Genomic DNA, 24,013 nt, shown 5'->3' with positions numbered 1-24,013 from the left:
TGTAACTTATCTCTAGATCCTCCGAACCCGCTGGCAGGAGGATTTCGATATGGTGAGCGCTCGTTTACCGGCTGCTGGTTCTGTGCCGCCTATATTACAGGAAGAGCGTTTGTCGCCCTTCATCCGGGTGACTTTGCGCCGCTGGGCCAAATGGTATGCGGGCGGGACGGAGCTGTTCTGGCCGTTCACCGATGCCGCGATCCGGTTCTTTGTTGCTCTGTGGTTCTTGCGGTCAGGGCTGGTAAAAATCAGCGACTGGGATCAGGCGGTCTATCTCGCCGCCAATGAATATCCCGTCACCTGGATGAGCGCACAAAATGCGGCGGCGACAGGTCTGACGATTGAACTGATCGCGCCGGCGTTTTTGCTGTTGGGCCTGTTCACTCGGCCTGCCGCGATTGCCATGGCGGCGCTGACAATCATTGCGCAGGCGGTTTATGTGCCGACCACTACTAATCTCATCATCATTGCTATTTTGCTATGGTATGCGGTGCACGGCCCTGCCGCGTTCTCGCTTGACCGAGTCTTGGCATCGGGACTGAAGCAAAGCGCTTTGCCGTTCGCGCGTCCGGTTGTTGCAGCAGGTGAGTGGCTGCGCGATAATGTTTCGCTTGTAATCATGGCGATAACGCGGCTGTGGCTTGGCGCAGCGCTGCTCGCTTATGCTGATATCATCGAACCCCCGGTCAGCATCCAAACATGGCTGCCGATCACCATTTTTGCCGGTTTTCCCGATGGGCTCGCGATTCTTTTTGCGGGGCTTTTGATCGCCGGGATCGGGGCCGGACTTGTATCATACGCGCTGTTTTTCCTCATCGGCCTGTTCATGGTCGCAGGCGCGCATCCCAATGTGACCTTTTTCCCGTTCCTGTTGTTGGCCATTTACGAAGCGAAAGGGGCAGGGCTGCTCTCTATCGACCGGTTGATCTGGGGCTGGATGGAGCGCAACATCCTGTTTGATCGCGATTATGCCGATATTCCGGATACATGGCCGCATATTGTGGTGGTGGGCGCAGGATTTGGCGGATTGGCAGCGGTTAGCAGGCTGAAACGATTGCCTGTGCGCATCACATTGATCGACAAGCGCAATTATCATCTGTTCCAGCCTTTGCTTTATCAGATCGCGACCGCCACTTTGAACCCCGCCGATATCGCAACCCCCATTCGCAGCCTGTTCCGCGCAGATGGCAATGTGCGCGTGCTCAAAGGCGAAGTGGCAGGGGTGGATGCAGCAGCAAAATCAATCGCAATGGGCGATGGCCAGGTGATCGGTTTTGACAAGCTGGTAATCGCCACGGGCGCAACGCACAGCTATTTCGGCAAGGATGAATGGGGCGCATTTGCGCCGGGTCTCAAAACCATCGAAGATGGCGTGGCGGTGCGCGGAGCGATCCTTAACGCTTTTGAAGAGGCCGAAGCCAGCAATGACCCTGAAAGGATCAAGCGCTTGCTGACTTTCGTGATTGTCGGTGCCGGGCCCACTGGGGTCGAACTGGCAGGTGCGATTGCGGAACTGGCCAAGATCAATGTCGCGCGCGAATTTCGCGCTGTGGACCCCGCTTCGGCGCGCGTAATTCTGGTGCAATCGGGTGAGCGGATATTGCCCGCTTTTCCCGAAGACCTCTCGGAAAAGGCTTCGGCATCGCTCAAAGCACTGGGCGTCGAAATCCGCCTCGGCAGCAGAGTGACAGAGATTGCCGAAACCCATGTGCAAATTGGCGAAGCGGGCCGGATCGAAACCGAAACGGTTTTGTGGGCAGCTGGCGTTGCAGCATCGCCTGCTGCGCGCTGGCTGGGAGTGGAAAGCGACCGATCAGGACGAGTGGAAGTGGATGAGCATTTGCGCGTCAAAATGGGCGAGGCTGCCTCGGATGATATCTTTGCGATTGGCGACACGGCTGGCAGCCGGGCATGGGATGGCAATCCGGTCCCCGGCCTTGCTCCGGCGGCCAAGCAGGCAGGTCTGCATGTTGCCAAAGTCGTCGAACGCGAATTGCTGGGCAAGCGCGCGCCCGATCCCTTTGCTTACAAACATCAGGGCAGCCTTGCGACCATTGGCCGCAAATCGGCAGTCGCAGATTTTGGGCGCTTCCACCTTTCGGGCTCTAGCGCCTGGTGGCTTTGGGGTCTGGTTCATGTCGGGTTTCTGACAGGCGCGCGCAACCGTGTGACGGTTGTCATCAATTGGTTGTGGAGCTTTTTTGCGCAGCATTCGGGTGTCCGGCTTATCACCGAAAAGCTCTAAATCAGCTTAGATCAGGCCCTTTGCGCGCAGTGAGACATGCCCTTCGCGCCCGATAATGACGTGATCGTGGACAGTCACACCCAGCAACCGGCCTGCCTCAGCCAGTTTCTGCGTGATCTGAATATCCGCGCGGCTTGGCTCGGGATTGCCGCTGGGGTGGTTGTGCACCATGATAAGCGCGCTTGCGCCCACATCCATGGCGCGTCGGATAACCTCGCGCGGATGGATAGATGCCTCATCAATTGATCCTTCGGCGGCGTGATGGTCGTCGATCAGGCGGTTCTTGGTGTCGAGATAAAGGATGCGCACCCGCTCAACCGTCAGATGCGCCATATCAATCGCGAGATAATCAATCAGCGCCTGCCAGCTTGATAGAACGGGCTTTTGCGTGACTTCGCTGCGAGCCATCCGGCGGGCGGCCACATTGACAGCTTTTAATGCGCCAGCGGTGGTTTCGCCCACGCCTTTTACCCGTTTCAAGGCATGCGGATCAGCATTGAGCACGCCTGCAAGTGTGCCAAATTGTTTGAGCAGTTCCTTGGCGAGAGGTTTGGTATCGCCCTGACGGATGCCCGCAAACAGCAAATATTCGAGCACTTCATAATCGGCGAGCGCTTCTGCCCCGCCTTTCAGCAACCGTTCGCGCAGCCGTGCGCGGTGGCCCAATCCTGCGGTTTTTCCGGCATCTGATGCGGTTTTAGCCGGCTCGGTTTGAGCCTTTGCGGCAGGCTCATCACCAAAATCAAAATGATCCTCCGCCTGAGCCAAAATGATCCTTTCCGCCAAAAACGTGCATGCTTCATTGCCTTTGGCGCGCGATATGCGCAAGGTTTGCCGCAATATGGATCGCGACATTCCGAATTCCGAACCGCGCCGCAATGGCGGGCGCTTTTGGTGGCTGGGGCGCGTGGCGATTGCAATCCTTGCATTTGTCGTGATTGCAGGCGTGGTGTTCTGGTTCAGCCGCGAGCGAATTGCAGGCAATTTGATCGACGATGCGCTTGCAGGAAGCGAGCTTGAGGCCGCATATGACATCGTCTCAATCGGGCCGCAGCGCCAGATTATCGAAAACTTTGTCATTGGTGATGAAGCCAGCCCAGATCTGACGATTGAGCGGATTGTGGCGGAGGTCGATTATGGCTGGGGCGCGCCGCAAATCGGCCGCATCACCGCGATCAATCCGCGGATTTATGGCACTTTGCGCGATGGCGTTCTCAGCTTTGGAGCGCTTGACCCTGCTATCTATGGCGAAGGGGAAGGGGGCTTGCCCGCGCTTGATGTCGCGATTGTCGATGCGCGCGGCGTAATTGAAAGCGATTATGGCAGGATCGGGCTGAAGCTTGAAGGCGAGGGCATGCTGGATGATGGCTTTGCGGGAAAGCTGGCCGCGACCGCGCCCGGCTTTGGCACGCAAAGCTGCAAAGCCGACAAGGCGACCCTTTATGGCGATCTCACGATTGATGCAGGCCTGCCGCAATTTTCCGGGCCATTGCGGGTGCGCGATGCGGATTGCGAGGGCGCAAAACTTGGCTCTGCCGATATTGCCGCTGAGCTGTCCACGGTGGAGGATTTTTCCAAGCTTGATGGCCGGTTTGTCATCGCCGCGCAGCAATTGGGCTATGCCGGAATATCGGGCGGAGCGGTCAAGGGCACTGCGCAATTGGGGCTGGACGCGGACGGAGCCAATCTGGCGCATGATATCGCAGTTCAAACGCTCATAACACCCTATGGCGGTATGCAATCTGTCAGCGCCGATGGATCGCTCCGCAGCGCCTTTGCCAGCGGCGACACCGAATGGAACGCTGATATCAAAGGGCGCAATCTGACCCCCGGCACCACGGCAAGCGCGCTGGTCGCTGATGCCAAAGGAGGGCTGGCAGGCACAATGCTGGAGCCGCTGCTGACCAAAGCCACACGCAATCTCGACAGCCAGGCAAGGGGCGCATCGCTCGCGGCCAATGTGACTGTGCGGCAAAGCGGCAATGGTTATGCGCTGATAGTGCCCGAAGGGCGCGTGGTGAGCGCATCGGGCGTGCCTTTGCTGGCGCTTTCGCGAGTCAGTTGGTCTCCTGCTGGGTCTGCGCGGACTGGCTCGCTCACCGGAAACTTTATCACAGGGGGTGCCGGTTTGCCGCAGATCACCGGCCGCATGCAGCAACGCGGGCGAGGGGCGCTGACGTACCGGATGGCGATGGCCGATTATACAGACGGAGCCAATCGCGTTGCGGTGCCCCGGTTCGAGCTGCGCCAGAGCCGGGACGGCGCGATGCGTTTTACCGGCATTGTGAAAGCCAGCGGCGATGTTCCTGGCGGGACGATCAATCAGCTCACTCTGCCGCTATCGGGCACGGTTTCGCGCCAAGGTGCCATCGCACTCGGCGAACAATGCACGAGCGCGCAGTTCGGCGCGCTGACGCTTTATGATCTGTCCTTGAAAGCGCAAAGCCTGACGCTGTGTCCTGAACTGGGAGCGCGCGCGATCGTCACCTATTCCGGCGCTTTGAAGCTCGCCGCGGTGACCGAAGGGCTCGATCTGCGCGGGGAACTGGCCGGATCGCCGATCACCCTTACCAGCAGCCAAACGGCGCTCAGATATCCCGCGCCGTTCGAATTGAGCGATGTCGCGGTGCGCATCGGCAATCCCACCAGCGGTGTTGATTTGATGGCCGCCAGCCTGACGGGCGATTTTATAGGCGGCTCAGACAATAACCGCGAGGATGGCGCGTTTGTTCGCGGTGAGTTTGCACAGGGCAGCGCTGCGATTGATCCTGTGCCGCTCGGCTTTACCGATATTGCGGGCAAGTGGCGGTATACCGACAGCGCCTTGATAGTAGATGAGGCGGCCCTAACCGTCAGTGAACGCACGGACGGCGCCCCGCGCTTCAACCCGCTAATCGCCGAGGGCGCGCAGCTGACTTTGCAGGGCGGCGATATTCGCGCATCGGCTGATCTGCGCCATCCCGGTTCGAGCCAATTGATAACCGCGGTTCAGGTCGCGCATGATCTGGGCAGCGGGGCGGGGCAGGCTTTGCTCGATGTGCCGGGTGTCACATTTGGCAGGGGGCTGGAACCTGACGATCTCACCTATCTTACAGAAGGTGTGATCGCCTTTGCCGATGGGACCGTTGCCGGCAGCGGGACAATCAACTGGGCCCCGGATGCAGTGACCAGTTCCGGCGAATTTAGCACCAATGATTTTGATTTTGCCGCCGCCTTTGGCCCGGTTGAAGGATTAAGCGGCGAGATTGTGTTCACCGATCTGTTGGCGCTGACGACTGCGCCCGATCAGCAAATCACTATCGCCTCTGTCAATCCGGGCATTGAGGTGCTGGCAGGCCGGATTCGCTATTCGCTTACCAATGGCGAATTGGTGGACGTGCGGGACGGGCGCTGGCCTTTTATGGGCGGCGAATTGATTCTGCGCCCGGCCCGGCTCAGCTATGGCGGCAGCGGCGAGCAGCGCTTTGTATTTGAGATTGTCGGGCTTGATGCGTCCAAGTTTATTTCTCAGCTGGAGCTGACCAATCTGAACGCGTCGGGGGCGTTTGATGGCACCATCCCTGTGGTGTTTGACGCTGACGGCAATGGCCAGATCGAAGGGGGCTTGCTTATATCACGCCCGCCGGGCGGCAATATCGCCTATGTCGGGGAACTGACTTATGAAGATCTGGGCGCGATGGGCAATTACGCTTTTCAGTCGCTGCGCAGCCTTGATTACTCGCAGATGAGCATCGGGCTTAACGGCGATCTGGCAGGCGAGATCATCACCAATATGACCTTTGACGGGGTAAGCCAGGGCGATGGCGCGCAAAGCAACTTCATCACTCGCCGCCTGGCCAAACTGCCGATCCGCTTCAATGTGAATGTGCGCTCTGAAAACTTTTATGATCTGGCTACGATGGTGCGATCTTTCTGGGATCCTGCCTTTGTCGGCGATCCTGCCAATCGCGGGTCGCTGCCGGGATCTGATGGGCGGCTGCAAGTGCTTAACCCCAATAACAACAACAACCCGCCAGCAGCGCCCGAGCCGGTTCTGCCTGATATCAGACGACCGGCTGAACCATCCGTTCAAGCTGGCGAAAGCGAGGAAAGCCTATGACCATCTCAAAATTGACCCGGCCTAAGCCTTGCGCCAATGATCTCGGGCGTAAGCAGAAAATAAAGGGTGGCGGGGCAATGAAGTATACCGGATGGGCGCCGATCATGGCGCTGGGTTTGAGCGCGGTTTTGGGCGGATGCATCAATATTGATGCGCCCGATGAACCCATCGTCATCGATCTCAATATCAACATTCGGCAGGAAGTGATTTATCGTCTTGCAGAAGATGCAGACGAGACGATTGAGGAAAATGAGGACATTTTTTAAGTCCAAGGTTTAGTTTTTGGCCAAGATTTACGTTTCAGCCAAGGATTGCGTTCAGGAAAGCCCAATGATGATATTTCGCACCACCACTTTGGCATTCGCAGCAGGGGCCTTGGCGCTCAGCGCGATTGCAATGCCTGCCAGCGCTCAGCGTGATCCGGCCTATGCCGCCGCGCGCGCAGCGGGCACCGTTGGGGAACAGGTTGATGGATATCTTGGCATTGTCGGCGATCCCACGCCCGCGCTTCAGCGGCTGGTGGATGACATCAATATCAAGCGCCGTGCGGTCTATCAGCGCAAGGCGCAGGAAAACAGCGCCACATTGGAAGCTTACGCGCTTGCGTCTGGGTGCCAGGCCATTTTGCGCACGGTTCCGGGGGAAAAGTATCAGGCCCCTGACCGCACCTGGCAAACGCGTACAAACGAACCGCCTTTGCGCGATCAACGCTGCCCGTAAAAGGGTGAGGGCTTAGGTTTTTGCGCGTCCCATAACGGGATATGTGTGTGCTCCGAAACGGTATCGGGCGCCCGCTTACTTGCATTCTATTCAACACACCTCGCGATAATTGCCGCGCGCTTGTGTCCACTGCCATTGACTTGCCATACGCCCGATTCTAAGGGGTGCGCGCCTCTTGCGGGGCTGTTTGTTGTGCTTGTGCAATCTCCCAACTAGGAATGAGCGGATGAGCGACAAGAAACCCGCACGAGAAACCATCGCTGAGGATGCGCGAATTGATGCGCTTGAGGAACGGCTTAAAGCTGCCCGCGAGCGCGAAGACAAACGCAACCAGCCAAGCGTGCAGGGTTCTGATGCGAATTATCGCAGCGGCAGCCGCGTTTTGGCAGATCTTATCGGTGGGCTTCTTGGTGGAGTGGTGATCGGATATGGCATCGGCCATCTGACGAACACCAATCCATGGGGTCTGTTGGTGGGGCTGTTCCTTGGAATAGTGGTCGCTTTCAGAAATGTTATTCTCAGCGCAAACGCGCGCCCTGAGAGTGATGCCGAAACACCGAAAGGTGACGGGGGCTGATGTTCCCGCCGCCAATTGTTGCTGGCATGGCTCGATTTTACGCAAGGGTGCGTCGCTATAAACGATGCAATAAGGACTGATCTGACGTGGCAGCCGAAGAAGGCAAAGTCGATCCGATGAAACAATTCGAGATCGAGCCGTTGCTCGGCTCGGACACGTGGGAATTGGGTTCAACAGGTCTCAACATCGCATTCACAAACTCAACCTTGTGGATGGCGATCACGACCGTTTTGCTCGTGGTGTTTGTCGCAGGCGGGATGAAGCGTCAGCTGGTGCCGGGGCGCTGGCAGATGGCGGTGGAATATTTCACTGGCTTTATCGATGACATGCTTGAGGCGAATATCGGCAAACAAGGTCGCAAATATGTGCCTTATGTCTTCACGCTTTTCATGTTCATCCTGTTTGGAAATCTGCTTGGGCTACTGCCCTTGGGGCTTGTTGGCGTTCACCCGTTCACGTTCACCAGCCACTTTACCGTAACCGGCGTGTTTGCGGTTATCAGTTTCTCCATCGTGCTGATTGTCGGCTTTTGGAAGCACGGCATCAAGTTTTTCAGCCTGTTCGTGCCCCACGGCACGCCGCTGCCGATGATCCCGATCATTTTCCCTATTGAGCTTATTTCATTTCTCGTGCGCCCGTTCAGCCTCGCTTTGCGGCTGTTTGTGGCGATGATGGCAGGCCACGTGCTTTTGAAAGTGCTCGCCAGTTTCGTCATCAACAGCACCAATGCGGGCGCAGGTTTCGGCGTTTTGGTCGGCGTGCCCAGCTTTGCTCTGATGATCGGTATCAGCGCGCTCGAGATTCTGGTGGCCGGGATTCAGGCCTATGTTTTCGCTCTGCTGACATCGCTCTACATCAACGACGCAGAGCATCTTCACTGATTTTCACTCACGTTTTTTTCAAGTTTTTTTAAGGAGTTTTCAAATGGAAGTAGAAGCTGCAAAGCTCATCGGCGCAGGTCTTGCTGCAATCGGTGCTGGTATGGCCGCCATCGGTGTGGGCAATGTGTTCGGTTCGTTTCTCGAAAGCGCGCTGCGCAATCCGGGCGCGGCTGATGGCCAGCAAGGCCGTTTGTTCATCGGCTTTGCGGCTGCCGAACTTCTCGGCCTGCTCGCCTTTGTTGTGTCGATGATCCTGATCTTCGTCGCCTAAACTGGTTTGGCGCAATCGCGTATTGTTGGCTTTGCCCTGTACGCGATTGCGCATTTGACCGCCCCCGCGCGGAGCGTCCTTTCAATGCCTCAAATAGCCCAGCTGCTTGAAACCTATTCCAGTCAGATATTCTGGCTATTGGTTTTCTTCGGCATCACTTTCTTCGTCGTCGGGCGCGGGATGGTGCCCAAAGTGCTCGACACGGTGACTTTGCGTGACAAGCAGATCGCCGATGATTTGGCAGCGGCGCAATCCGCTCGTGATGCAGCGGATGAGCAGGAAGAGGCATGGCGTCAGCGCGAAAACGAAAACCGTGCCGCTGCACAAGGTCTGATTGCAGATGCAAAAGCGAAAGCGTCTGCCAATTCCGAAAGCGTCCTTGCCAAAGCGCAAGCGGGCCTGGATGCGCAATTTGCTGAGGCAGAAGCGCGCATCGCTATTGCGCGCAGCAATGCAATGAGCGAGATCGAAGGCGTCGCTGCAGAGGCCGCGCAAGATATTGTGAGTAAGCTTGCCGGGGCCAAAGTGACCAAAGCGAACGCGACCAAAGCGGTGAAAGAGGCTTTGAATGGATAATTCCCTGCTCCTGCTCGCCGCCGCTGCGCCTGCTGCTGCGTCTGAACCGGTGGCCTTTGGCCTTGCTGCGTATCAGTGGGTATCGCTTTCCATGGGCGTGCTGATTGCGATTTTTATCTGGAAGAAAGTTCCAGGCATGATCACAGGCGGGCTCGATAGCCGGATCGAAGCGATCAAGCATCAGCTTGACGAGGCGAAAAGCCTCCGCGCCGAAGCCGAGGTTTTGCGCGACGAATATGCAGCCAAAATCGCAGGCGCCGAACAAGACGCCGAGGCAATGATGGACAGCGCCAAGCGTGAAGCCGAAGCGATCATCTCCAAAGCCAAGACCGACAGTGCTGACATGGTGAAACGCCGTGAGCGCATGGCCGAAGACAAGATCGCAGCCGCAGAACGCGATGCCATTGCCGAAGTGCGCGCCAAAGCGGTTGAGGCGGCGTCTGCCGCATCGCGCAAGCTGATCGCAGAGCGCCACGACAAGGCGGCTGACGCCGTTCTGGCGGATGAGGTTATCGGATCGCTTTGATCCGCTGATCGCACGCTTTCTTTGAAGGGCTCGGCGCGGGGCAGAGCTTAGCCTCTCAGCTCTTCAAGAACCCGGTTCAAACACCACTTTGCCTACCAGCTCGCGCCGGTCCATCGCAGCAAATCCCTCGCGCCAGCGTGATAGGGGCAGCACCCGGTCAATCGCGGGGGTGATCTGTCCCGCTTTCGCCAGATCAGCAATCGCTGCATTGATCGCTGCACCGCGCTCTGGAAACCGCCGGGCATATTCGCCCGCGCGCACGCCTACGATTGAGAACCCTTTGATCAGCGGAATATTGGTCGCCAAATCGGCGATCCGCCCGCTGGTAAAGCCGATCACGGCAAGCTTTCCGCCAAAGGCAACACAGCGCGTGGATTCGTCAAACACATCGCCTCCCACAGGGTCGAACACGACATCGCACAGCGCCCCGCCGGTGATGTCCGCAACTGCCTCGCGAAATCGCCCGTCTGCCAGGATCACCGCATCAGGATCGTAGCTTTGCGCAATCCGCTCGCGCTTGGCCTCAACGCCTGTGGCTGCGATCACTTTTGCGCCCAGCGCCTTGGCCAGATCGACCGCTGCAAGACCCACGCCTCCGCTGGCGCCGTGAACCAGCACCCATTGGCCGGGTTTAAGCCCGCACAGCTCGACCAGCGCGGTGTAGGCGGTTGAGTAGGCCGCGCCCATCGCGGCGGCCGCGTGAAAGCTCACGCTCTCTGGCATAAGCGAAAGGCCGCGTTCCGGCAGGCTGACGTGTTCGGCAAAGGCGCCCGTCTTGTTGCCGCCCATAACCTTGTCACCGGGCTTGAACAGGCTGCGTGCGCCGGCTTCGATCACTTCTCCGGCGGCTTCGAGCCCGCTGATGAAGGGGAGGGGCGGTTTGAACTGATATTGCCCGCGCGTCATCAAGAGGTCGGGGTAATTCAGCGAGGCCGCTTTGATGCTTACCAACACTTCGCCGGGCTGGCGCACTGGGATGGGAGCATCAATCAGCGCGGCACCGCTAAGATCGCTCGACAGCGATTGAACCTGTAAGGCCTGCATCGCGGTTTAGAAGTTGTCCTTACCCGAACGCAGCGCGGCAAAGGTCTCATGCGGGGCATCGCCGCCCCATTTCGCCGCCAGCACCGGATCATCGGCGCGCAGGAACGGATTGGTTGCAAGCTCACGCGAGAGGACGGTCGGGACGGTCGGCTCGCCTTTGGCCCGCTTGGCAGTGATGTGCGCGACATAATCCTGCAAAGCGGTGTTGTCCGGATCCGCGTGGATGGCGAATTTGGCGTTCGCTTCGGTGTATTCATGCGCGCAATAGAGCGTGGTTTCGCTTGGCCATTGGCGGATACGGTCGAGGCTTGACCAGAACTGTTTGGGTTCCCCTTCGAACATTCGCCCGCAGCCCAGCGCGAACACGGCATCGCCCACAAAAGCGATGCTGGCATCCGCAATGTGGAACGCGACATGGCCATTGGTGTGACCCGACACATCGATCACATCGGCGGTGAAATCACCCAATTTTACGGTGTCGCCATGCTCAACGACGTGGTCGATAGCAGAGAGCTTTTCGACCTCGCGCGGGGCAATGACGCGCGCGCCGGTGGCTTTGACGATGTCGCCATTGCCGCCCGCATGATCGGGGTGCCAGTGCGTGTTCCAGATATGGGTGATGGTCCACCCTTTGGCGTCTGCCTGTTTGAGGTATTCAGCCGCATCGGGTGTGTCGATCGCAGCGGTTTCTCCGCTCACAGGGTCATGCAGCAGAAAGCCGTAATTGTCGCTGAGGCAGGGGAATTGATGAACTGTAAGCATGGCGAGCTATGTAGGCGATCCAGCCCCAGTAGGAAAGGCCCGCTCTCCGATTGGGAGAACGGGCCTTTTCTTAGTCCGATACGGGTAGTGCCGTATTGGCGGCTTGCTCAGTCGTCTGACTTCTTGAGCGCTTCGCCCAGGATGTCGCCGAGCGATGCACCCGAATCGGATGAACCGAACTGGGCCACTGCCTCTTTCTCTTCCGAGATCTGGCGAGCTTTGATCGAGAAGTTCGGCTTTTTCGAACGGTCGAACCCGATGACCATCGCATCGACTTTCGCGCCAACCTGGAACCGGTCAGGGCGTTGTTCGTCGCGGTCACGGCCAAGGTCAGAGCGTTTGATGAACCCGGTCGCGCCATCATCGCCAACCTGCACTTCGAGCCCGCCATCGCGCACTTCAAGAACGGTAACCGTAACGGTCTGGTTCTTGCGAAGGGAGCCAGCAGCGGCTGCACCCGCTTCGGTGGGAGCGCCTTTTTCAAGCTGCTTCATACCCAGCGAGATACGCTCTTTTTCGACATCGACATCAAGCACAACCGCTTTGACTTCTTCGCCCTTGCGGTGAAGCGCCAATGCGTCTTCGCCCGAAATGCCCCAGGCGATGTCTGACATGTGGACCATGCCATCGACGTCGCCGTCGAGCCCGATGAACAGGCCAAACTCGGTTGCATTCTTGACTTCGCCCGTGACTTCCGCGCCAACCGGGAACTTCTCTGCAAATTCGTCCCACGGATTGCGCTGAGCCTGTTTGAGGCCGAGCGAAATGCGGCGCTTTTCGCTGTCCACTTCGAGGACTATCACATCGACCTCTTGTGAAGTGCTGACGATCTTGCCGGGATGCACGTTCTTCTTGGTCCAGCTCATTTCAGAGACGTGGACCAGACCTTCGATGCCGGCTTCCAGTTCAACAAACGCGCCATATTCGGTGATGTTGGTGACAACGCCCGAAAGCTTTGCGCCCATCGGGTATTTCGCAGCCACGCCATCCCAGGGATCGCTTTCAAGCTGCTTCATACCAAGCGAGATGCGCTGCGTTTCGGAATTGATGCGGACAATCTGCACTGTCACGGTGTCGCCAATCGCAATCACTTCGCTGGGGTGATTGACGCGCTTATAGCTCATGTCGGTGACGTGGAGCAGACCATCAATGCCGCCCAGATCAACGAACGCACCGTAATCGGTGATGTTTTTGACCACACCGTCGATCACCTGACCTTCGGCCAGCTTGTCGATCAGCTCGCTGCGCTGTTCAGCGCGTGTCTCTTCGAGGACTGCGCGGCGCGATACGACGATATTGCCGCGGCGGCGGTCCATTTTGAGGATTTGGAAAGGCTGCGGCACTTCCATCAGCGGGGTCACATCGCGCACGGGGCGGATATCGACCTGGCTGCCGGGCAGGAAGGCAACGGCGCCGTCAAGGTCAACGGTGAAGCCGCCTTTGACGCGGCCAAAGATGCGGCCTTCGACGCGCTTGCCTTCGCCAAATTCGTTTTCAAGCTTGTCCCAGGCGGCTTCGCGGCGGGCGCGGTCGCGGCTGAGCATCGCTTCGCCATCGGCGTTTTCGACACGGTCGACATAAACCTCGACTTCGCCGCCGACGGTGAGGCCGTGAGGTTCATCACCTCGGGCAAATTCCTTAAGCGAGACGCGGCCTTCTGATTTGAGGCCCACGTCGATCACGGCATAGCCGTTTTCAATCGCGGTGACGGTGCCTTTGACGACGCGGCCTTCAAAGCCATCTTCGCCGGCGCCGCCGAGTTGTTCGTTGAGTAGCGCTTCGAAATCGTCGCGCGTCGGGTTAGGTGCAGTTGCCATAGGTAAGGGCAGTTCCTGTATTCGTTTTGCTACCGGCCGCCGGTTGATCCGGGGTCTTAAACCGCCGCCTGGCGCACCATTGCGCTGGCCTTGCGGGGCAAGAGGCCGAGGTCTGCGCATTGCCGAATGCAAATCCGCAGGTTCTTCGCGGTTCCAGAGGATGCAAGAGAACGGGCGCGCGCCTAAGCCAAATGCGCCTCGATAGCAAGCGATTTCCCCGATTCGCTCGCTCCGGCGCAGAGGAGACATGGACCGGTAAGGCGGGGTTTTGCAAAAGTTGAGAAGGACCGCTGATCCCGCGCAAATCCTTGGCTGCGAGCCCGAACTGCGCTGCAAAAGTGTAACCTTCGCATTTTGCCTGTTCGGATGCGGGTTTGAGCGGAGAGGGGCGGGGGAGAGGCAGGGTGTCATCATCCCTGCATTTATGCCTTGCTCCGCACATTGTAGGAAAGCGGTTACCGAGCGTTCAGAGCGCTTTCAACCGCATCGCGCACCAATTCAAAAGCGGCATCGCGGTCAAAAGCGGTGGTGTCGATCACCAGGGCATCGCTGGCCGGTTTCAGCGGTGCATCAACGCGCCCCATATCGCGTGCATCGCGCCGGGCAATGCTGGCGGTGATGTCGGACAATTCGGCACTTACTCCGCGCGCCTTCACTTCAAGCCAGCGCCGCCGCGCGCGTTCTTCCACGCTGGCGGTGATGAACAGTTTGACATCAGCATCAGGCGCAATGACGGTGCCGATATCGCGCCCATCCAGCACCGCGCCGCCCGGTTGCAAGGCAAAGGCGCGCTGGCGTTCAAACAACGCTTTGCGCACACTGGGATGCACCGAAACGCGGCTTGCAAATCCGCCGGTCGCCTCGCTTCGTAAAGCGGGATCATCGAGCAATTCGGGCACAAAATCGCATGCGGCAAGCGCGTCTGACGCGCTATCCGCATCGCCGCCATTTATCTGCACCTGTTGGCCGACCGCACGGTATAGCAATCCGGTGTCGAGATGCGGCACGCCGAAGTGATCGGCCAGCCGTTTGGCAATGGTGCCTTTCCCCGAAGCGGTGGGGCCATCAACGGCGATGATCACGAAAACTCCTCCTTGGCTTCATCGGCTGATATGCGCTGGCCTTCGCGTGAGCGCCAGCGATAATGCAGCGCAACCATGCCGAGACAAGCCACCGCCAGATTGGTGCCAAGCGAGACCCATTCCAACGCCCAATCATTCCAGAACAGCGATGATCCTATCGCAAAGCCAATCAACACGGTGGCTGCGATCAAACGGCGATGGGCAGGGCGGATTGTCATGGTGTTTGCGCAGGAGGCGGGGGAGCCTTGCGCCGTGCCGCTTTCACCAGACCGAATATCGCAATCGCCGCCCAGAACCCTTCAAGCACGAGGCTCGGCCAATTGGTGTGGACCAACAGGGAAACTGTCAGCAGCGCAGCGCCCGCGAGATTGGTGCCGTGGAGAATATAGGGGTTGGGCTCATCCACCCAGGTCAGATAGGCGTATGCGCCGATAATGAAGGCAGTGCCGACGAATCCGATCAGCGAATAGATGTCGAGCGGGGTGGACATGCTTGATGCACTATCTTATTCAATCGCGATGGCAAACGATGGTCGCAAATTGTTGGTGCTTGACCTTGATGAAACGCTCATCTTTGCGACCGAAAAACCGCTTGAGCGGCCAGCCGATTTCCGTCTCTTCGACTACCACATCTATCGTCGCCCCCATCTCGATACCTTTTTGCGGGCAGTGGCCGAACCTTTCCACCTCGCAGTCTGGTCGTCGGCGAGCGATGACTATGTCGCGCTTGTTGTCGAGGAAATCTGGCCCCGCGACATCCCACTCCAATTCGTCTGGGGACGAAGCCGAGCCACCATGCGACGAGTGATCAGTGATCGTTTTTTCGATGGCGATCCTGCAAGTCACCTCAATTACCGTAAGCCGCTTGTGAAGCTCAAACGGCTCGGGTGGTCACTGGAAGATGTGCTTATTCTTGATGATACCCCGAGCAAGTCGGCGCAAAACTACGGTAATGCGGTCTATCCAAGGGAATGGGAGGGCGACCCTGAAGACGACGACCTGCTATTGCTTTCGCATTATCTGCCGACCCTGGCCAAGGTACCTAATGTCAGGCGGGTTGAGAAACGCGACTGGCGGGCGAGGGCGCAAGCCTTAATGAGCTAAGCTGCAGCGGCTGCGAGCAATTCCATAAAGGTCGGAAAGCTCGTCGCGATCGGCGCAGTGTCGTCGACTTCGACACCGTTTTTGCTGACAAGGCCCGCGACCGCCATGCTCATCGCGATGCGGTGGTCGAGCTTTGTTTGAACTTCAGCGCCTCCAGGCGTGCCGGGCAGAGGTTCACCGCCTGAGCCGTGAATGGTAAGGCCGTCCTCGCATTCCTCAACTCGCGCACCGGCCAGCGTTAGAGCCTTGGCCATCACCGCGATCCGGTCGCTCTCTTTAACCCGCAATTCCTCCAGCCCGCTAGTCCGCGTTGTTCCTTTGGCCAAGGCGGCTGCGACAAACAGTACGGGAAATTCGTCCACCATGCTGGGCACAATCGCCGGGTCCACATCAATCCCGGTGAGCGCGGAATGCTTCACTCGCAGGTCTGCCACCGGCTCGCCGCCAACTTCGCGCGGGTTCATGTCTTCAATAGAGCCGCCCATCTGGCGCAGCACGGTGATGATACCGGCGCGGGTGGGGTTGAGGCCAACATTCTCGATTAAAAGATCGCTCCCCGGCACCAGCAAAGCGGCGACCATGAAAAAGGCGGCAGAGGATGGATCACCTGGCACCACCACATCGCAGGGGCGCAAATCCGCCTCGCCATGCACTTCGATTACGCGCGCGCCATCCTCGTTGCCCAGCGTCAGCTCCACGCCAAACCCCTTGAGCATGCGTTCGGTGTGATCGCGGGTCGGCACAGGCTCTATCACGCGGGTGATGCCCGGCGTGTTCAGCCCGGCCAGCAGCACCGCGCTTTTGACCTGCGCGCTCGCCACAGGCAGGCGGTACGTGATCGGCACAGGCGGATTGGCCCCGCGCACCATCAGCGGCAGAGTGCCGCCTGCTGAGGCTTCAAATTGCGCGCCCATCTGGCTGAGCGGGGCAATCACCCGGTTCATCGGACGGCCTGAAAGGCTCGCATCGCCGGTAAAAGTGGCGGTTATCTGATGGCTGGCCAGCAATCCCATCAGCAGCCGGGTCGATGTGCCCGAATTGCCCATATCAAGGCTTCCGCGCGGCTCCAAAAGGCTGCCAAGCCCTGCGCCTTCGACCTGCCAGATGCCATCATCTGTGCGTTCTACATGCGCACCCAGCGCGCGCATGGCGGCGGCGGTCGCATGCACGTCTTCGCCTTCGAGCAGCCCTTCGATCCGGCTTTGCCCCACGGCAAGCCCTGCAAACATCAAGGAACGGTGGCTGATCGATTTGTCGCCGGGGACGCGCAAACTTGCCGATAAAGGGCCGGAAGGAGAGAAGGTGTGAGCTGCCATTGCGCGGCGGTCTTTGACAGCGCAGTGTCGCTATGGCAAGGCGCCGCAACTTTCGGGTGGACAGGCTTGAAACACGGCCCGCCCGGTCCCACCAATTAAGACGTTCAGCGCCGCACCTTTAAGGCGCATCACAGATGTAAGGATTTTCGAATGGCGAAGCCGGAATGGGGAACCAAGCGTTCCTGCCCCAAATGCGGGACACGTTTTTACGATCTGGGCAAAGAAGACCCGGTGACCTGCATTGAATGCGGCGAAACCTGGACGCCGGAACCCGTGCTCAAATCCAAGCAGCCGATCCCGTTTGAAGAAGCCGACAAGAAAGCCAAAGAAGGCGAAGCAGACAGCGATCTGGGCGGCGATGATGAGCTGGAAGAAATCGGCAATATTGATGAGGAAGAGGATTCCCCCGATAACGATGTCGATCTGGGCGGCGACGATGACCTTGGCGTGACCAAGGGCAAAGGCGACGACGATGGGGACGACGACACCTAAAAACACTTGCTTTTTGTAAGGCGCTCTCATAATCGCGCTGCTCCCTGTGAGAATGGGGAGGCGGGTTCCATGAAAATGGGCCTGCACAAATGGTAAGGGGCCTTAGCTCAGCTGGGAGAGCGCAACACTGGCAGTGTTGAGGTCAGCGGTTCGATCCCGCTAGGCTCCACCATTTTACTGGCTTTTCCGCTGCTTACCCTGCGAAAAATCCAGCAAAATGGATTTAGATACAAAGCCGGGGCATTTGCTTCGCACGCTGGCCAACGAGGTTTCGTTCGCCGGCGTTTTTCGCGTTAAATCCTGTCGAAGCTGGCGGGCGAGGAGTGGATTGAATGTTTGATAATCTGTCCGACCGCCTGGGCGGGGTCTTTGACAAGCTTAAAGGCCGCGGGGCGCTTAAAGAGCAGGACGTGCGCGATGCCATGCGCGAAGTGCGCGTCGCTTTGCTCGAGGCCGATGTCGCGCTGCCTGTCGCACGCCGCTTTATCGACAGCGTCACCGAAAAGGCCGTGGGCCAGGAAGTCCTCAAATCGGTCAAGCCCGGCCAGCAGGTCATCAAGATCGTCCATGACGAACTCATCGCGACCCTTGGCGGGGACAATAGCGATGGCGGATCAGAAGGGCTGACGCTGGATGTCAAACCGCCGGTCGTCATCATGATGGTGGGCCTTCAGGGTTCAGGTAAGACGACCACGACGGCGAAACTGGGCAAAATGCTGCGCGAAAAGCATGGCAAGAAATCCATGATGGCATCGCTCGATGTCAACCGCCCGGCAGCCCAAGAGCAGCTCGCGGTTCTGGGCGAGCAAGTGGACGTTGCGACCCTGCCAATCGTTCAAGGCCAGCAGCCGGTCGATATCGCCCGGCGCGCCATGGAAGCGGCGCGGCTGCAAAACTTTGACGTGCTGCTGCTCGATACCGCAGGCCGCTTGCATGTTGATGAAGCGCTGATGGCAGAGATGAAAGCGGTCTCCGGCGTGTCTGCCCCAACCGAAGTGTTGCTGGTGGTCGATTCTGCTCACAGGGCAAGACGCGGTGAATGTCGCGCAGAGTTTCACGAATGAAGTGCCGCTGACAGGCGTGGTCCTGACCCGGATGGACGGCGATGCGCGCGGCGGTGCGGCTTTGTCGATGCGCGCTGTCACTGGCAAGCCGATCAAATTTGCCGGCACTGGCGAAAAACTCGACGCGATCGAAGCCTTCCGCCCGTCCAGTGTTGCTGACCGCATTCTGGGCATGGGCGATGTTGTCAGCCTGGTTGAAAAAGCCGCTGCGACAATCGACGCCGAAGAAGCCGAAAAGCTTCAGGCCAATTTCGAAAAAGGCAAATTCGACCTCAACGATCTGCGCATGCAATTGAAACAGATGCGCAATATGGGCGGGCTGGGCGCGCTGGCTGGCATGATGCCGGGCATGAAGAAAGCCAAGGCCGCAATGGCAGCTTCCAACATGGATGAGCGCGTGCTGCTGCATATGGATGCGATCATCACGTCGATGACGGAAAAAGAGCGCACCAATCCCGCCTTGATGAATGCGAAGCGCAAAAAGCGCGTCGCTGCTGGCAGCGGTACGGACGTGCAGACGGTCAATAAGGTGCTCAAAATGCATCAGGAAATGGGCCGCGCGATGAAGCAGATCAAGAAAATGGGCGGCCTTAAAGGGCTGGCTGCGATGTTTGGCGGCGGCGGTGCTGGCGGCCCGATGGGCGGAATGGGTGGCGGCCCCGGTGGCGGAATGCCCCCTATGCCCGGATTGGGCGGTCCCGGCGGCGGCGGGATGGGCGGTTTGCCGCCCGGTCTCCCCGGTCTTGGCGGAAAACCTAAGAAATAAGAATTCGAATTTGATACAGACAGTTACACTTGAAAGGTAATCTATTATGGCAATTGCATTGAGGCTCTCTCGTGGCGGCGCGAAAAAGCGTCCCTATTATCGCATCGTGGCAGCCGACAGCCGCAGCCCGCGCGATGGTAAATATCTGGAGCAGATCGGCACGTACAACCCGCTGCTCGCCAAAGATGACGAAAAGCGCGTTACACTGAACGAAGACCGCGCGCGGTATTGGCTAGGCGTTGGCGCGCAGCCATCCGACCGTGTTCTGCGTTTCCTCGACGCTGCAGGCATCAAAGAGCGCGAGGCGCGCAACAATCCCAACAAAGCCAAGCCCGGTGAAAAAGCGACCGAGCGCGCTGAGGAAAAAGCGGAAAAGCTGAAAGAAGCCGAAGAAGCTAAAAAAGCTGCTGAAGAAGAAGCCAAAGCCGCAGCCGAAGCGCCTGCAGAAGAAGCTCCTGCTGAAGAGCCTGCAGCCGAAGCACCTGCGGAAGAAGCGCCCGCTGAAGAAGCGGCAACTGAAGAAGCTCCGGCCGAAGAAGCTCCCGCGGAAGACGCTGGCGAAGAAAAGGCTGAGTAAGCCATGTCTCCCCTCCCGCCTGCGGGAGGGGCCGGGGGTGGGCGCGTGTCGAACCTGCGCGCCCAGCCTCGCCCACCCCAAACCCTTCCCGCCTGCGGGAGGGGCTTATGAGCAACAAACCCATTGAGCTCGCCGCGATCACTGGCGCCCACGGTGTCGCGGGCGAAGTGCGCCTAAAATTGTTCGGGGAGGGCGTAGACGCGCTCTCCCAGCATAAGACTTTCACAGCGCGTGATGATGGGCGGGAATTAAAGCTCTCCAAGATCCGCTCTGATAACAAAGGCGGCGCAGTGGCGCGCTTTGCAGGAGTGTCTGGCCGAAACGAGGCGGAAAAACTGCGCGGCACCGTGTTGACAGTTACGCGCGATGGCTTGCCCGATCTGGGCGAGGGCGAATATTACCACGCTGATCTGATCGGACTTGCTGCGGAAACCGATACGGGCGAGCCGATTGGCAAGGTCATCGCGGTCGAGAATTTCGGCGCCACCGACATTATCGAGATCAAGCGTGAGCCGCCGTCTTCCAAAGGCACCAAAACGATCATGGTGCCCGTGACCAAGGCTGCGGTGATCGAGTGGGACGCGGAAAAGCTTGTGATTGCGAGCGATTTTGTGGAAGATTGATGCGTTAAGTAACCGATGTACCCGCGATCAAGGAGTATCGAGTATTGGCAGTGGGTAATGCGTTCGCTAACTTGTTTTGGTTTGTCGTGATCGGCGGTCTCGTTGCTACACCTGCGATTGCCTTTCTAACAAGTATTCTGTCTCGGCATCGATTTGTGTATCCTAGGGCGCTGTTAGCGGCGGTTGTTGGTTTTTTAGTGACTGACTATCTTGACAGCGATGTCGATATATTTGTCGATCTGTACATTGATTGGGAGATTATGATTATTGAATGGGATCTTGGCGCAATCATAGGCACAGGAATACTATTTGCGGTGTTCTTTCTTCTACCAGCGTGGATAACGGTCGCTATTCGAGCGAAAGGCAATTCACCAAGCGATTTGAACGAGGTGTTCGAATGACACAAAGTTCGGCTTTTCTCCCCGTCGCCATCTGCCAAGCCGCTCCCATTCCTCTCGATTTCACGGGCGGGATTGAAAAGGCCACTCGGCTCGCCGCTGAAGCCATTGATGTGGGCGCGCGGTTTGTGGCGTTTGGGGAGACGTTCCTCGGCGGATATCCGCTCTGGCTGGATGAGGCTCCGGGTGCCGCTTTGTGGGATCATCCGGGGACTAAAGCGCTGCACCAGATCATGCTCGATCAGGCGATTGTGCCAGGCGATGAACGGCTGCTGCCTTTGCAAGAGCTGTGCGATGCGAGCGGCGCGTGCGTTTCGCTGGGCGCGCATGAGCGGGTGCGACAGAGCCTTTACAACAACCAATTGCTGTTTCGCCCCGGCGAGCCGCCATTGGACCACCGCAAACTGGTGCCAACGCACGGCGAGCGGCTGATCTGGATGCGCGGCGATGGCTCGACTCTGGGAGTGCATCAGGCCGAATGGGGCAGGGCGGGCAATCTCATCTGCTGGGAGCACTGGATGCCGCTCGCACGCGCCGCAATGCACAATCTGGGCGAGAATGTGCATGTCGCCGCATGGCCGACAGTGCGCGAGGAATACGCGATTGCCTCAAGGCATTATGCGATGGAGGGGCGGTGCTTTGTGCTTGCCGCTGGGTTGGTGCAAAAACGTGACGATCTGTTTGATGGGTTGGAGCGGGTAGGTGGTTCGGCCGAGGCCAAGGAGCTGTTCGAGGCGATTGAAAGCGAGGCGCTGAACCGAGGCGGCTCGATGATTATCGCACCCGATGCGCGGGTTTTGGCTCAGGCAGGCGAGGGTGAAGAGATTTTGCACGCTCAGCTGGACCTAAGCGAAATCGGGCAGGGGCTGGCTAGCCTTGACACAGACGGTCACTATTCGCGGCCCGATGTGTTTGAGCTCAGTGTCGATACACGGGCAAAGGATGGGATCACTTGGCATTAGTCTTTCCGATCGGTATTTTGCTTTTAGCTGCCCTTGCTTTTGGAGTTGCAACTGGAACTGCCCACCTTTTTCCTAGGCTAAACAGACTTATAGTTACTGGTGGCACCGCATTCTCAATCGGTTCTCTGCCTTTCTGGGCGGCTCTAGCCGATGGACTAGAGTTGCAGGCACAGATTGTTCCGTACCTAACCCTGTCCTTAGCAGTTTGCTGGCTTCCAGCTTGGATTGGCAGTGCACGGCAAGGATCGCGGGACGAGAGAATAGAATAATACTCGCACCCATGAAAATCCCGCTCATCCTGAGCTTGTCGAAGGATTGCACTTTCCTTCATCCCGCAGCGCAGAAAACGAACCGGCCCTTAGGTAAGCTAAGGGCGGACCGGGTGGTCTAAAACCGCTCTAGCGCGCGCCCCAGCTTACTCGGTATTTGGTCGTCCCCGAAATGCCGTTGAGCGAGAAATCATGGCTGAATTCGTAAAGCCCGGTTTCCTCGATTTCGACTTCGTAAGTGCCCGATGTGCCCGCCTCGACTTTTTGCATGTTGTCGCTGAAACCAAAGGTCGTGAACGGCTTTATATCAAGGATAACCTTGCCGCTTTCGGTTGAACTGACATCGTATTCGATAAAGGCGGTTTGCCCTTTGAAAAGAAGCATCTTTTTAAGGCCAAAATCGCTTGACCCGGCGTTAAGGGAGACACCCGGCCCCAACGTCTCGCTCCGGCTGCCATAGCCCAGATAGGGGAACAGAGTTGAGATATAGAGGAACAGCCACAGGGCCAGCGCACCAACAATGGCGCCGGCACCGATCTTGAGTGTTCCCTTGCGTTCCATGCGGGATGATTACCCGAATTAGGTTAGCAATTGCTTGATCGCGCCATGGCTGGCACAGGCTGCGTCCCATGACCTTCGCCGCCACCATCCTCACGCTTTACCCGGAGATGTTTCCCGGACCGCTGGGCGCATCGCTGGCGGGACGCGCGCTGGAACGCGGCGATTGGTCGCTCAGCACTGTGAACCCGCGCGATTTTGCGACCGACAAGCACCGCAATGTGGACGACACGCCTGCAGGCGGCGGAGCGGGCCTGGTGCTTAAGGCGGATGTGATGGCAGCGGCGTTGGATTCTGTTTTAGAGAACCAAGCCACCCGCGCCCTCCACCCTTCCACCCGGATTAGTGTCCAGCAGGCTCCGGGTGGAAGGGTGGAGGGCGCGGGTGGCCCGGCACCGCAGGATGAAATCCCAATTCTCGCCATGACCCCGCGCGGCAAACCCATCACGCAAGAGCGCATCCGCGAGATTGCCTCGGGCCCCGGTGTCGCTTTCATTTGCGGCCGTTTCGAAGGGTTCGACGAGCGCCTGTTCGACGCGCGCCCTCAGATCGAGCAGGTCAGCCTTGCCGATATCGTCCTTTCGGGGGAGAACCCGCTGCGCTCGCCATACTTGATGCTTGCATTCGGCTGCTGCCCGGCGTAATGGGCGCGGCTTCTAGCGGGGTAGAAGAGTCGTTTGAGGACGGCCTTCTGGAATACCCGCAATACACCCGGCCTCAAATGTGGGAAGGGCGCACGATCCCTGAAGTGCTGCGATCGGGGGATCATGCGAAGATCGCCGCTTGGCGCAAAGCCATGTCGGAAGATCACACTCGGTTACGCAGGCCGGACTTGTGGGAGCGTTATTCAGACGCTCGGGTCCAGTCTGCCTCTGGCGCGCGGCGAAAAGATAAAGGAACGGACCAGTGAACCTGATCCAGCAAATCGAAGCCGAAGAAATCGGCAAAGCGAACAAAGATATTCCTGAGTTTCAGGCCGGCGACACTGTGCGCGTGGGTGTGAAAGTCATCGAGGGCACGCGTGAGCGGATCCAGAACTTTGAAGGCGTTGTGATTGCGCGCTCGAACCGCAGCATCAATTCCAACTTCACGGTTCGCAAAATGAGCTTTGGCGAAGGCGTGGAACGTGTGTTCCCGCTTTATGCGCCGATCGTTGACAGCATCACCGTGGTCCGCCGCGGCGTTGTGCGCCGTGCGAAGCTTTACTATCTGCGCGGCCGCACAGGTAAGCGGGCTCGTATCGCTGAGCGCCGTGAGAATGCGCCCAAGGCGTAAGGTTCTTGCC

The 24,013-nt window shown here is 58.5% G+C and carries 25 protein-coding genes, 1 tRNA gene and 2 pseudogenes; 19 read left to right on the top strand and 9 right to left on the bottom strand.

Features of this window, described 5'->3' with window-relative positions:
• The first annotated feature begins 49 nt into the window (after positions 1-49).
• Positions 50-2,245: an FAD-dependent oxidoreductase gene (locus AC0V6W_RS01980; protein ID WP_486146637.1), complete on the top strand. Its 2,196-nt coding sequence runs from the start codon at positions 50-52 to the stop codon at positions 2,243-2,245.
• 6 nt (positions 2,246-2,251) lie between these two features.
• Here AC0V6W_RS01980 and radC read toward each other — a convergent pair whose 3' ends face one another.
• Positions 2,252-3,100 (bottom strand): RadC family protein, encoded by an 849-nt coding sequence (radC, locus tag AC0V6W_RS01975; RefSeq protein ID WP_486146635.1) that lies wholly within the window; start codon positions 3,098-3,100, stop codon positions 2,252-2,254.
• On the opposite strand from radC, the gene AC0V6W_RS01970 reads away from it, so the two are divergent.
• The 8 genes from AC0V6W_RS01970 (at position 3,087) to AC0V6W_RS01935 (ending at position 9,895) form a co-directional block, all read left to right on the top strand.
• On the top strand, positions 3,087-6,344 hold the full coding sequence (locus AC0V6W_RS01970) for an intermembrane phospholipid transport protein YdbH family protein (RefSeq protein WP_486146633.1): 3,258 nt from the start codon (positions 3,087-3,089) through the stop codon (positions 6,342-6,344). The two genes, radC and AC0V6W_RS01970, sit on opposite strands and share 14 nt — an antisense overlap.
• Before the next feature lie 77 nt (positions 6,345-6,421).
• Positions 6,422-6,610: a YnbE family lipoprotein gene (locus tag AC0V6W_RS01965; RefSeq protein WP_486146631.1), complete on the top strand. Its 189-nt coding sequence runs from the start codon at positions 6,422-6,424 to the stop codon at positions 6,608-6,610.
• 64 nt (positions 6,611-6,674) lie between these two features.
• Positions 6,675-7,064, top strand: a complete 390-nt coding sequence (locus AC0V6W_RS01960) for a YdbL family probable chaperone protein (RefSeq protein WP_486146629.1) — start codon at positions 6,675-6,677, stop codon at positions 7,062-7,064.
• A 226-nt stretch (positions 7,065-7,290) separates the two neighbouring features.
• Entirely contained in the window at positions 7,291-7,641 is a 351-nt protein-coding gene (locus AC0V6W_RS01955; RefSeq protein WP_486146627.1) for an AtpZ/AtpI family protein, read from the top strand.
• A gap of 116 nt (positions 7,642-7,757) precedes the next feature.
• On the top strand, positions 7,758-8,522 hold the full coding sequence (locus AC0V6W_RS01950) for a F0F1 ATP synthase subunit A (RefSeq protein WP_486151434.1): 765 nt from the start codon (positions 7,758-7,760) through the stop codon (positions 8,520-8,522).
• 43 nt (positions 8,523-8,565) lie between these two features.
• A complete protein-coding gene (locus AC0V6W_RS01945; protein WP_486146625.1) occupies positions 8,566-8,793 on the top strand; it encodes a F0F1 ATP synthase subunit C in 228 nt (75 codons plus the stop codon).
• Between the two features lie 84 nt (positions 8,794-8,877).
• Positions 8,878-9,369: a F0F1 ATP synthase subunit B family protein gene (locus tag AC0V6W_RS01940; RefSeq protein WP_486146623.1), complete on the top strand. Its 492-nt coding sequence runs from the start codon at positions 8,878-8,880 to the stop codon at positions 9,367-9,369.
• A complete protein-coding gene (locus AC0V6W_RS01935; RefSeq protein ID WP_486146621.1) occupies positions 9,362-9,895 on the top strand; it encodes a F0F1 ATP synthase subunit B family protein in 534 nt (177 codons plus the stop codon). The genes AC0V6W_RS01940 and AC0V6W_RS01935 overlap by 8 nt, the downstream gene beginning before the upstream one ends.
• A gap of 63 nt (positions 9,896-9,958) precedes the next feature.
• Here the strand turns inward: AC0V6W_RS01935 and AC0V6W_RS01930 are convergent, their stop codons facing one another.
• The 6 genes from AC0V6W_RS01930 to AC0V6W_RS01905 all read right to left on the bottom strand — a co-directional run bounded on the left by AC0V6W_RS01930 (position 9,959) and on the right by AC0V6W_RS01905 (position 15,090).
• Positions 9,959-10,939 carry an NADPH:quinone oxidoreductase family protein gene (locus AC0V6W_RS01930; RefSeq protein WP_486146619.1) on the bottom strand — a complete coding sequence of 327 codons (981 nt, stop codon included), beginning with the start codon at positions 10,937-10,939 and terminating at the stop codon, positions 9,959-9,961.
• A 6-nt stretch (positions 10,940-10,945) separates the two neighbouring features.
• Entirely contained in the window at positions 10,946-11,701 is a 756-nt protein-coding gene (gloB, locus tag AC0V6W_RS01925; RefSeq protein ID WP_486146617.1) for a hydroxyacylglutathione hydrolase, read from the bottom strand.
• 107 nt (positions 11,702-11,808) lie between these two features.
• Positions 11,809-13,518 carry a 30S ribosomal protein S1 gene (gene rpsA, locus AC0V6W_RS01920; protein ID WP_486146615.1) on the bottom strand — a complete coding sequence of 570 codons (1,710 nt, stop codon included), beginning with the start codon at positions 13,516-13,518 and terminating at the stop codon, positions 11,809-11,811.
• Between the two features lie 455 nt (positions 13,519-13,973).
• Positions 13,974-14,600, bottom strand: coding sequence for a (d)CMP kinase (locus tag AC0V6W_RS01915; RefSeq protein WP_486146613.1), 627 nt, complete (start codon positions 14,598-14,600; stop codon positions 13,974-13,976).
• Entirely contained in the window at positions 14,597-14,818 is a 222-nt protein-coding gene (locus AC0V6W_RS01910; protein WP_486146611.1) for a hypothetical protein, read from the bottom strand. Before AC0V6W_RS01910 ends, AC0V6W_RS01915 begins: the two co-directional genes overlap by 4 nt.
• Positions 14,815-15,090, bottom strand: coding sequence for a CBU_0592 family membrane protein (locus AC0V6W_RS01905; protein WP_486146609.1), 276 nt, complete (start codon positions 15,088-15,090; stop codon positions 14,815-14,817). The genes AC0V6W_RS01910 and AC0V6W_RS01905 overlap by 4 nt, the downstream gene beginning before the upstream one ends.
• Here AC0V6W_RS01905 and AC0V6W_RS01900 point away from each other — a divergent pair.
• Complete coding sequence (locus tag AC0V6W_RS01900; protein ID WP_486146607.1) at positions 15,089-15,703, top strand: NIF family HAD-type phosphatase; 615 nt, start codon at positions 15,089-15,091, stop codon at positions 15,701-15,703. The two genes, AC0V6W_RS01905 and AC0V6W_RS01900, sit on opposite strands and share 2 nt — an antisense overlap.
• On the opposite strand, the gene aroA is transcribed toward AC0V6W_RS01900, so the two are convergent.
• Entirely contained in the window at positions 15,700-17,019 is a 1,320-nt protein-coding gene (gene aroA / locus AC0V6W_RS01895; protein ID WP_486146605.1) for a 3-phosphoshikimate 1-carboxyvinyltransferase, read from the bottom strand. The genes AC0V6W_RS01900 and aroA overlap by 4 nt on opposite strands.
• 150 nt (positions 17,020-17,169) lie before the next feature.
• Between aroA and AC0V6W_RS01890 the strand changes: the two genes are divergently transcribed.
• The 7 genes and pseudogenes from AC0V6W_RS01890 (at position 17,170) to AC0V6W_RS01860 (ending at position 21,901) form a co-directional block, all read left to right on the top strand.
• On the top strand, positions 17,170-17,511 hold the full coding sequence (locus AC0V6W_RS01890) for a TIGR02300 family protein (RefSeq protein ID WP_486146603.1): 342 nt from the start codon (positions 17,170-17,172) through the stop codon (positions 17,509-17,511).
• Positions 17,512-17,607: 96 nt separating this feature from the next.
• Positions 17,608-17,683: transfer RNA gene (locus AC0V6W_RS01885), tRNA-Ala, on the top strand.
• A 160-nt stretch (positions 17,684-17,843) separates the two neighbouring features.
• Positions 17,844-19,341, top strand: a pseudogene (gene ffh, locus AC0V6W_RS01880) (signal recognition particle protein).
• A gap of 46 nt (positions 19,342-19,387) precedes the next feature.
• A complete protein-coding gene (gene rpsP, locus AC0V6W_RS01875) occupies positions 19,388-19,918 on the top strand; it encodes a 30S ribosomal protein S16 (protein WP_486146601.1) in 531 nt (176 codons plus the stop codon).
• 107 nt (positions 19,919-20,025) lie between these two features.
• Positions 20,026-20,541 (top strand): ribosome maturation factor RimM, encoded by a 516-nt coding sequence (rimM, locus tag AC0V6W_RS01870; protein WP_486146599.1) that lies wholly within the window; start codon positions 20,026-20,028, stop codon positions 20,539-20,541.
• Positions 20,542-20,585: 44 nt separating this feature from the next.
• Positions 20,586-20,942: a hypothetical protein gene (locus AC0V6W_RS01865; protein WP_486146597.1), complete on the top strand. Its 357-nt coding sequence runs from the start codon at positions 20,586-20,588 to the stop codon at positions 20,940-20,942.
• Positions 20,939-21,901: a carbon-nitrogen hydrolase family protein gene (locus AC0V6W_RS01860; RefSeq protein ID WP_486146595.1), complete on the top strand. Its 963-nt coding sequence runs from the start codon at positions 20,939-20,941 to the stop codon at positions 21,899-21,901. Before AC0V6W_RS01865 ends, AC0V6W_RS01860 begins: the two co-directional genes overlap by 4 nt.
• Before the next feature lie 398 nt (positions 21,902-22,299).
• On the opposite strand, the gene AC0V6W_RS01855 is transcribed toward AC0V6W_RS01860, so the two are convergent.
• Positions 22,300-22,731: a hypothetical protein gene (locus tag AC0V6W_RS01855; protein WP_486146593.1), complete on the bottom strand. Its 432-nt coding sequence runs from the start codon at positions 22,729-22,731 to the stop codon at positions 22,300-22,302.
• Positions 22,732-22,799: 68 nt separating this feature from the next.
• Between AC0V6W_RS01855 and trmD the strand changes: the two are divergent.
• A pseudogene (gene trmD, locus AC0V6W_RS01850) lies at positions 22,800-23,638 on the top strand (tRNA (guanosine(37)-N1)-methyltransferase TrmD).
• Positions 23,635-24,003 (top strand): 50S ribosomal protein L19, encoded by a 369-nt coding sequence (gene rplS, locus AC0V6W_RS01845; protein WP_486146591.1) that lies wholly within the window; start codon positions 23,635-23,637, stop codon positions 24,001-24,003. The pseudogene trmD and the gene rplS overlap by 4 nt, the downstream one beginning before the upstream one ends.
• Positions 24,004-24,013: the final 10 nt, after the last annotated feature.

Source organism: Erythrobacter sp. JB1-7 (assembly GCF_057365015.1).
This window is presented reverse-complemented; position numbering and strand designations above follow the sequence as displayed.

Coding starts and splice junctions, on each gene's coding strand:
- AC0V6W_RS01860 (WP_486146595.1), top strand. CDS start 20,939: ATGACACAAAGTTCGGCTTTTCTCCCCGTCGCCATCTGCCAAGCCGCT.
- rpsA (WP_486146615.1), bottom strand. CDS start 13,518: ATGGCAACTGCACCTAACCCGACGCGCGACGATTTCGAAGCGCTACTC.
- aroA (WP_486146605.1), bottom strand. CDS start 17,019: ATGGCAGCTCACACCTTCTCTCCTTCCGGCCCTTTATCGGCAAGTTTG.
- rpsP (WP_486146601.1), top strand. CDS start 19,388: ATGGCAATTGCATTGAGGCTCTCTCGTGGCGGCGCGAAAAAGCGTCCC.
- AC0V6W_RS01980 (WP_486146637.1), top strand. CDS start 50: ATGGTGAGCGCTCGTTTACCGGCTGCTGGTTCTGTGCCGCCTATATTA.
- AC0V6W_RS01910 (WP_486146611.1), bottom strand. CDS start 14,818: ATGACAATCCGCCCTGCCCATCGCCGTTTGATCGCAGCCACCGTGTTG.
- AC0V6W_RS01960 (WP_486146629.1), top strand. CDS start 6,675: ATGATGATATTTCGCACCACCACTTTGGCATTCGCAGCAGGGGCCTTG.
- AC0V6W_RS01970 (WP_486146633.1), top strand. CDS start 3,087: ATGGATCGCGACATTCCGAATTCCGAACCGCGCCGCAATGGCGGGCGC.
- rimM (WP_486146599.1), top strand. CDS start 20,026: ATGAGCAACAAACCCATTGAGCTCGCCGCGATCACTGGCGCCCACGGT.
- AC0V6W_RS01935 (WP_486146621.1), top strand. CDS start 9,362: ATGGATAATTCCCTGCTCCTGCTCGCCGCCGCTGCGCCTGCTGCTGCG.
- AC0V6W_RS01855 (WP_486146593.1), bottom strand. CDS start 22,731: ATGGAACGCAAGGGAACACTCAAGATCGGTGCCGGCGCCATTGTTGGT.
- AC0V6W_RS01905 (WP_486146609.1), bottom strand. CDS start 15,090: ATGTCCACCCCGCTCGACATCTATTCGCTGATCGGATTCGTCGGCACT.
- AC0V6W_RS01955 (WP_486146627.1), top strand. CDS start 7,291: ATGAGCGACAAGAAACCCGCACGAGAAACCATCGCTGAGGATGCGCGA.
- AC0V6W_RS01930 (WP_486146619.1), bottom strand. CDS start 10,939: ATGCAGGCCTTACAGGTTCAATCGCTGTCGAGCGATCTTAGCGGTGCC.
- AC0V6W_RS01950 (WP_486151434.1), top strand. CDS start 7,758: ATGAAACAATTCGAGATCGAGCCGTTGCTCGGCTCGGACACGTGGGAA.
- AC0V6W_RS01965 (WP_486146631.1), top strand. CDS start 6,422: ATGAAGTATACCGGATGGGCGCCGATCATGGCGCTGGGTTTGAGCGCG.
- AC0V6W_RS01890 (WP_486146603.1), top strand. CDS start 17,170: ATGGCGAAGCCGGAATGGGGAACCAAGCGTTCCTGCCCCAAATGCGGG.
- AC0V6W_RS01945 (WP_486146625.1), top strand. CDS start 8,566: ATGGAAGTAGAAGCTGCAAAGCTCATCGGCGCAGGTCTTGCTGCAATC.
- radC (WP_486146635.1), bottom strand. CDS start 3,100: ATGTCGCGATCCATATTGCGGCAAACCTTGCGCATATCGCGCGCCAAA.
- AC0V6W_RS01900 (WP_486146607.1), top strand. CDS start 15,089: ATGCTTGATGCACTATCTTATTCAATCGCGATGGCAAACGATGGTCGC.
- gloB (WP_486146617.1), bottom strand. CDS start 11,701: ATGCTTACAGTTCATCAATTCCCCTGCCTCAGCGACAATTACGGCTTT.
- AC0V6W_RS01940 (WP_486146623.1), top strand. CDS start 8,878: ATGCCTCAAATAGCCCAGCTGCTTGAAACCTATTCCAGTCAGATATTC.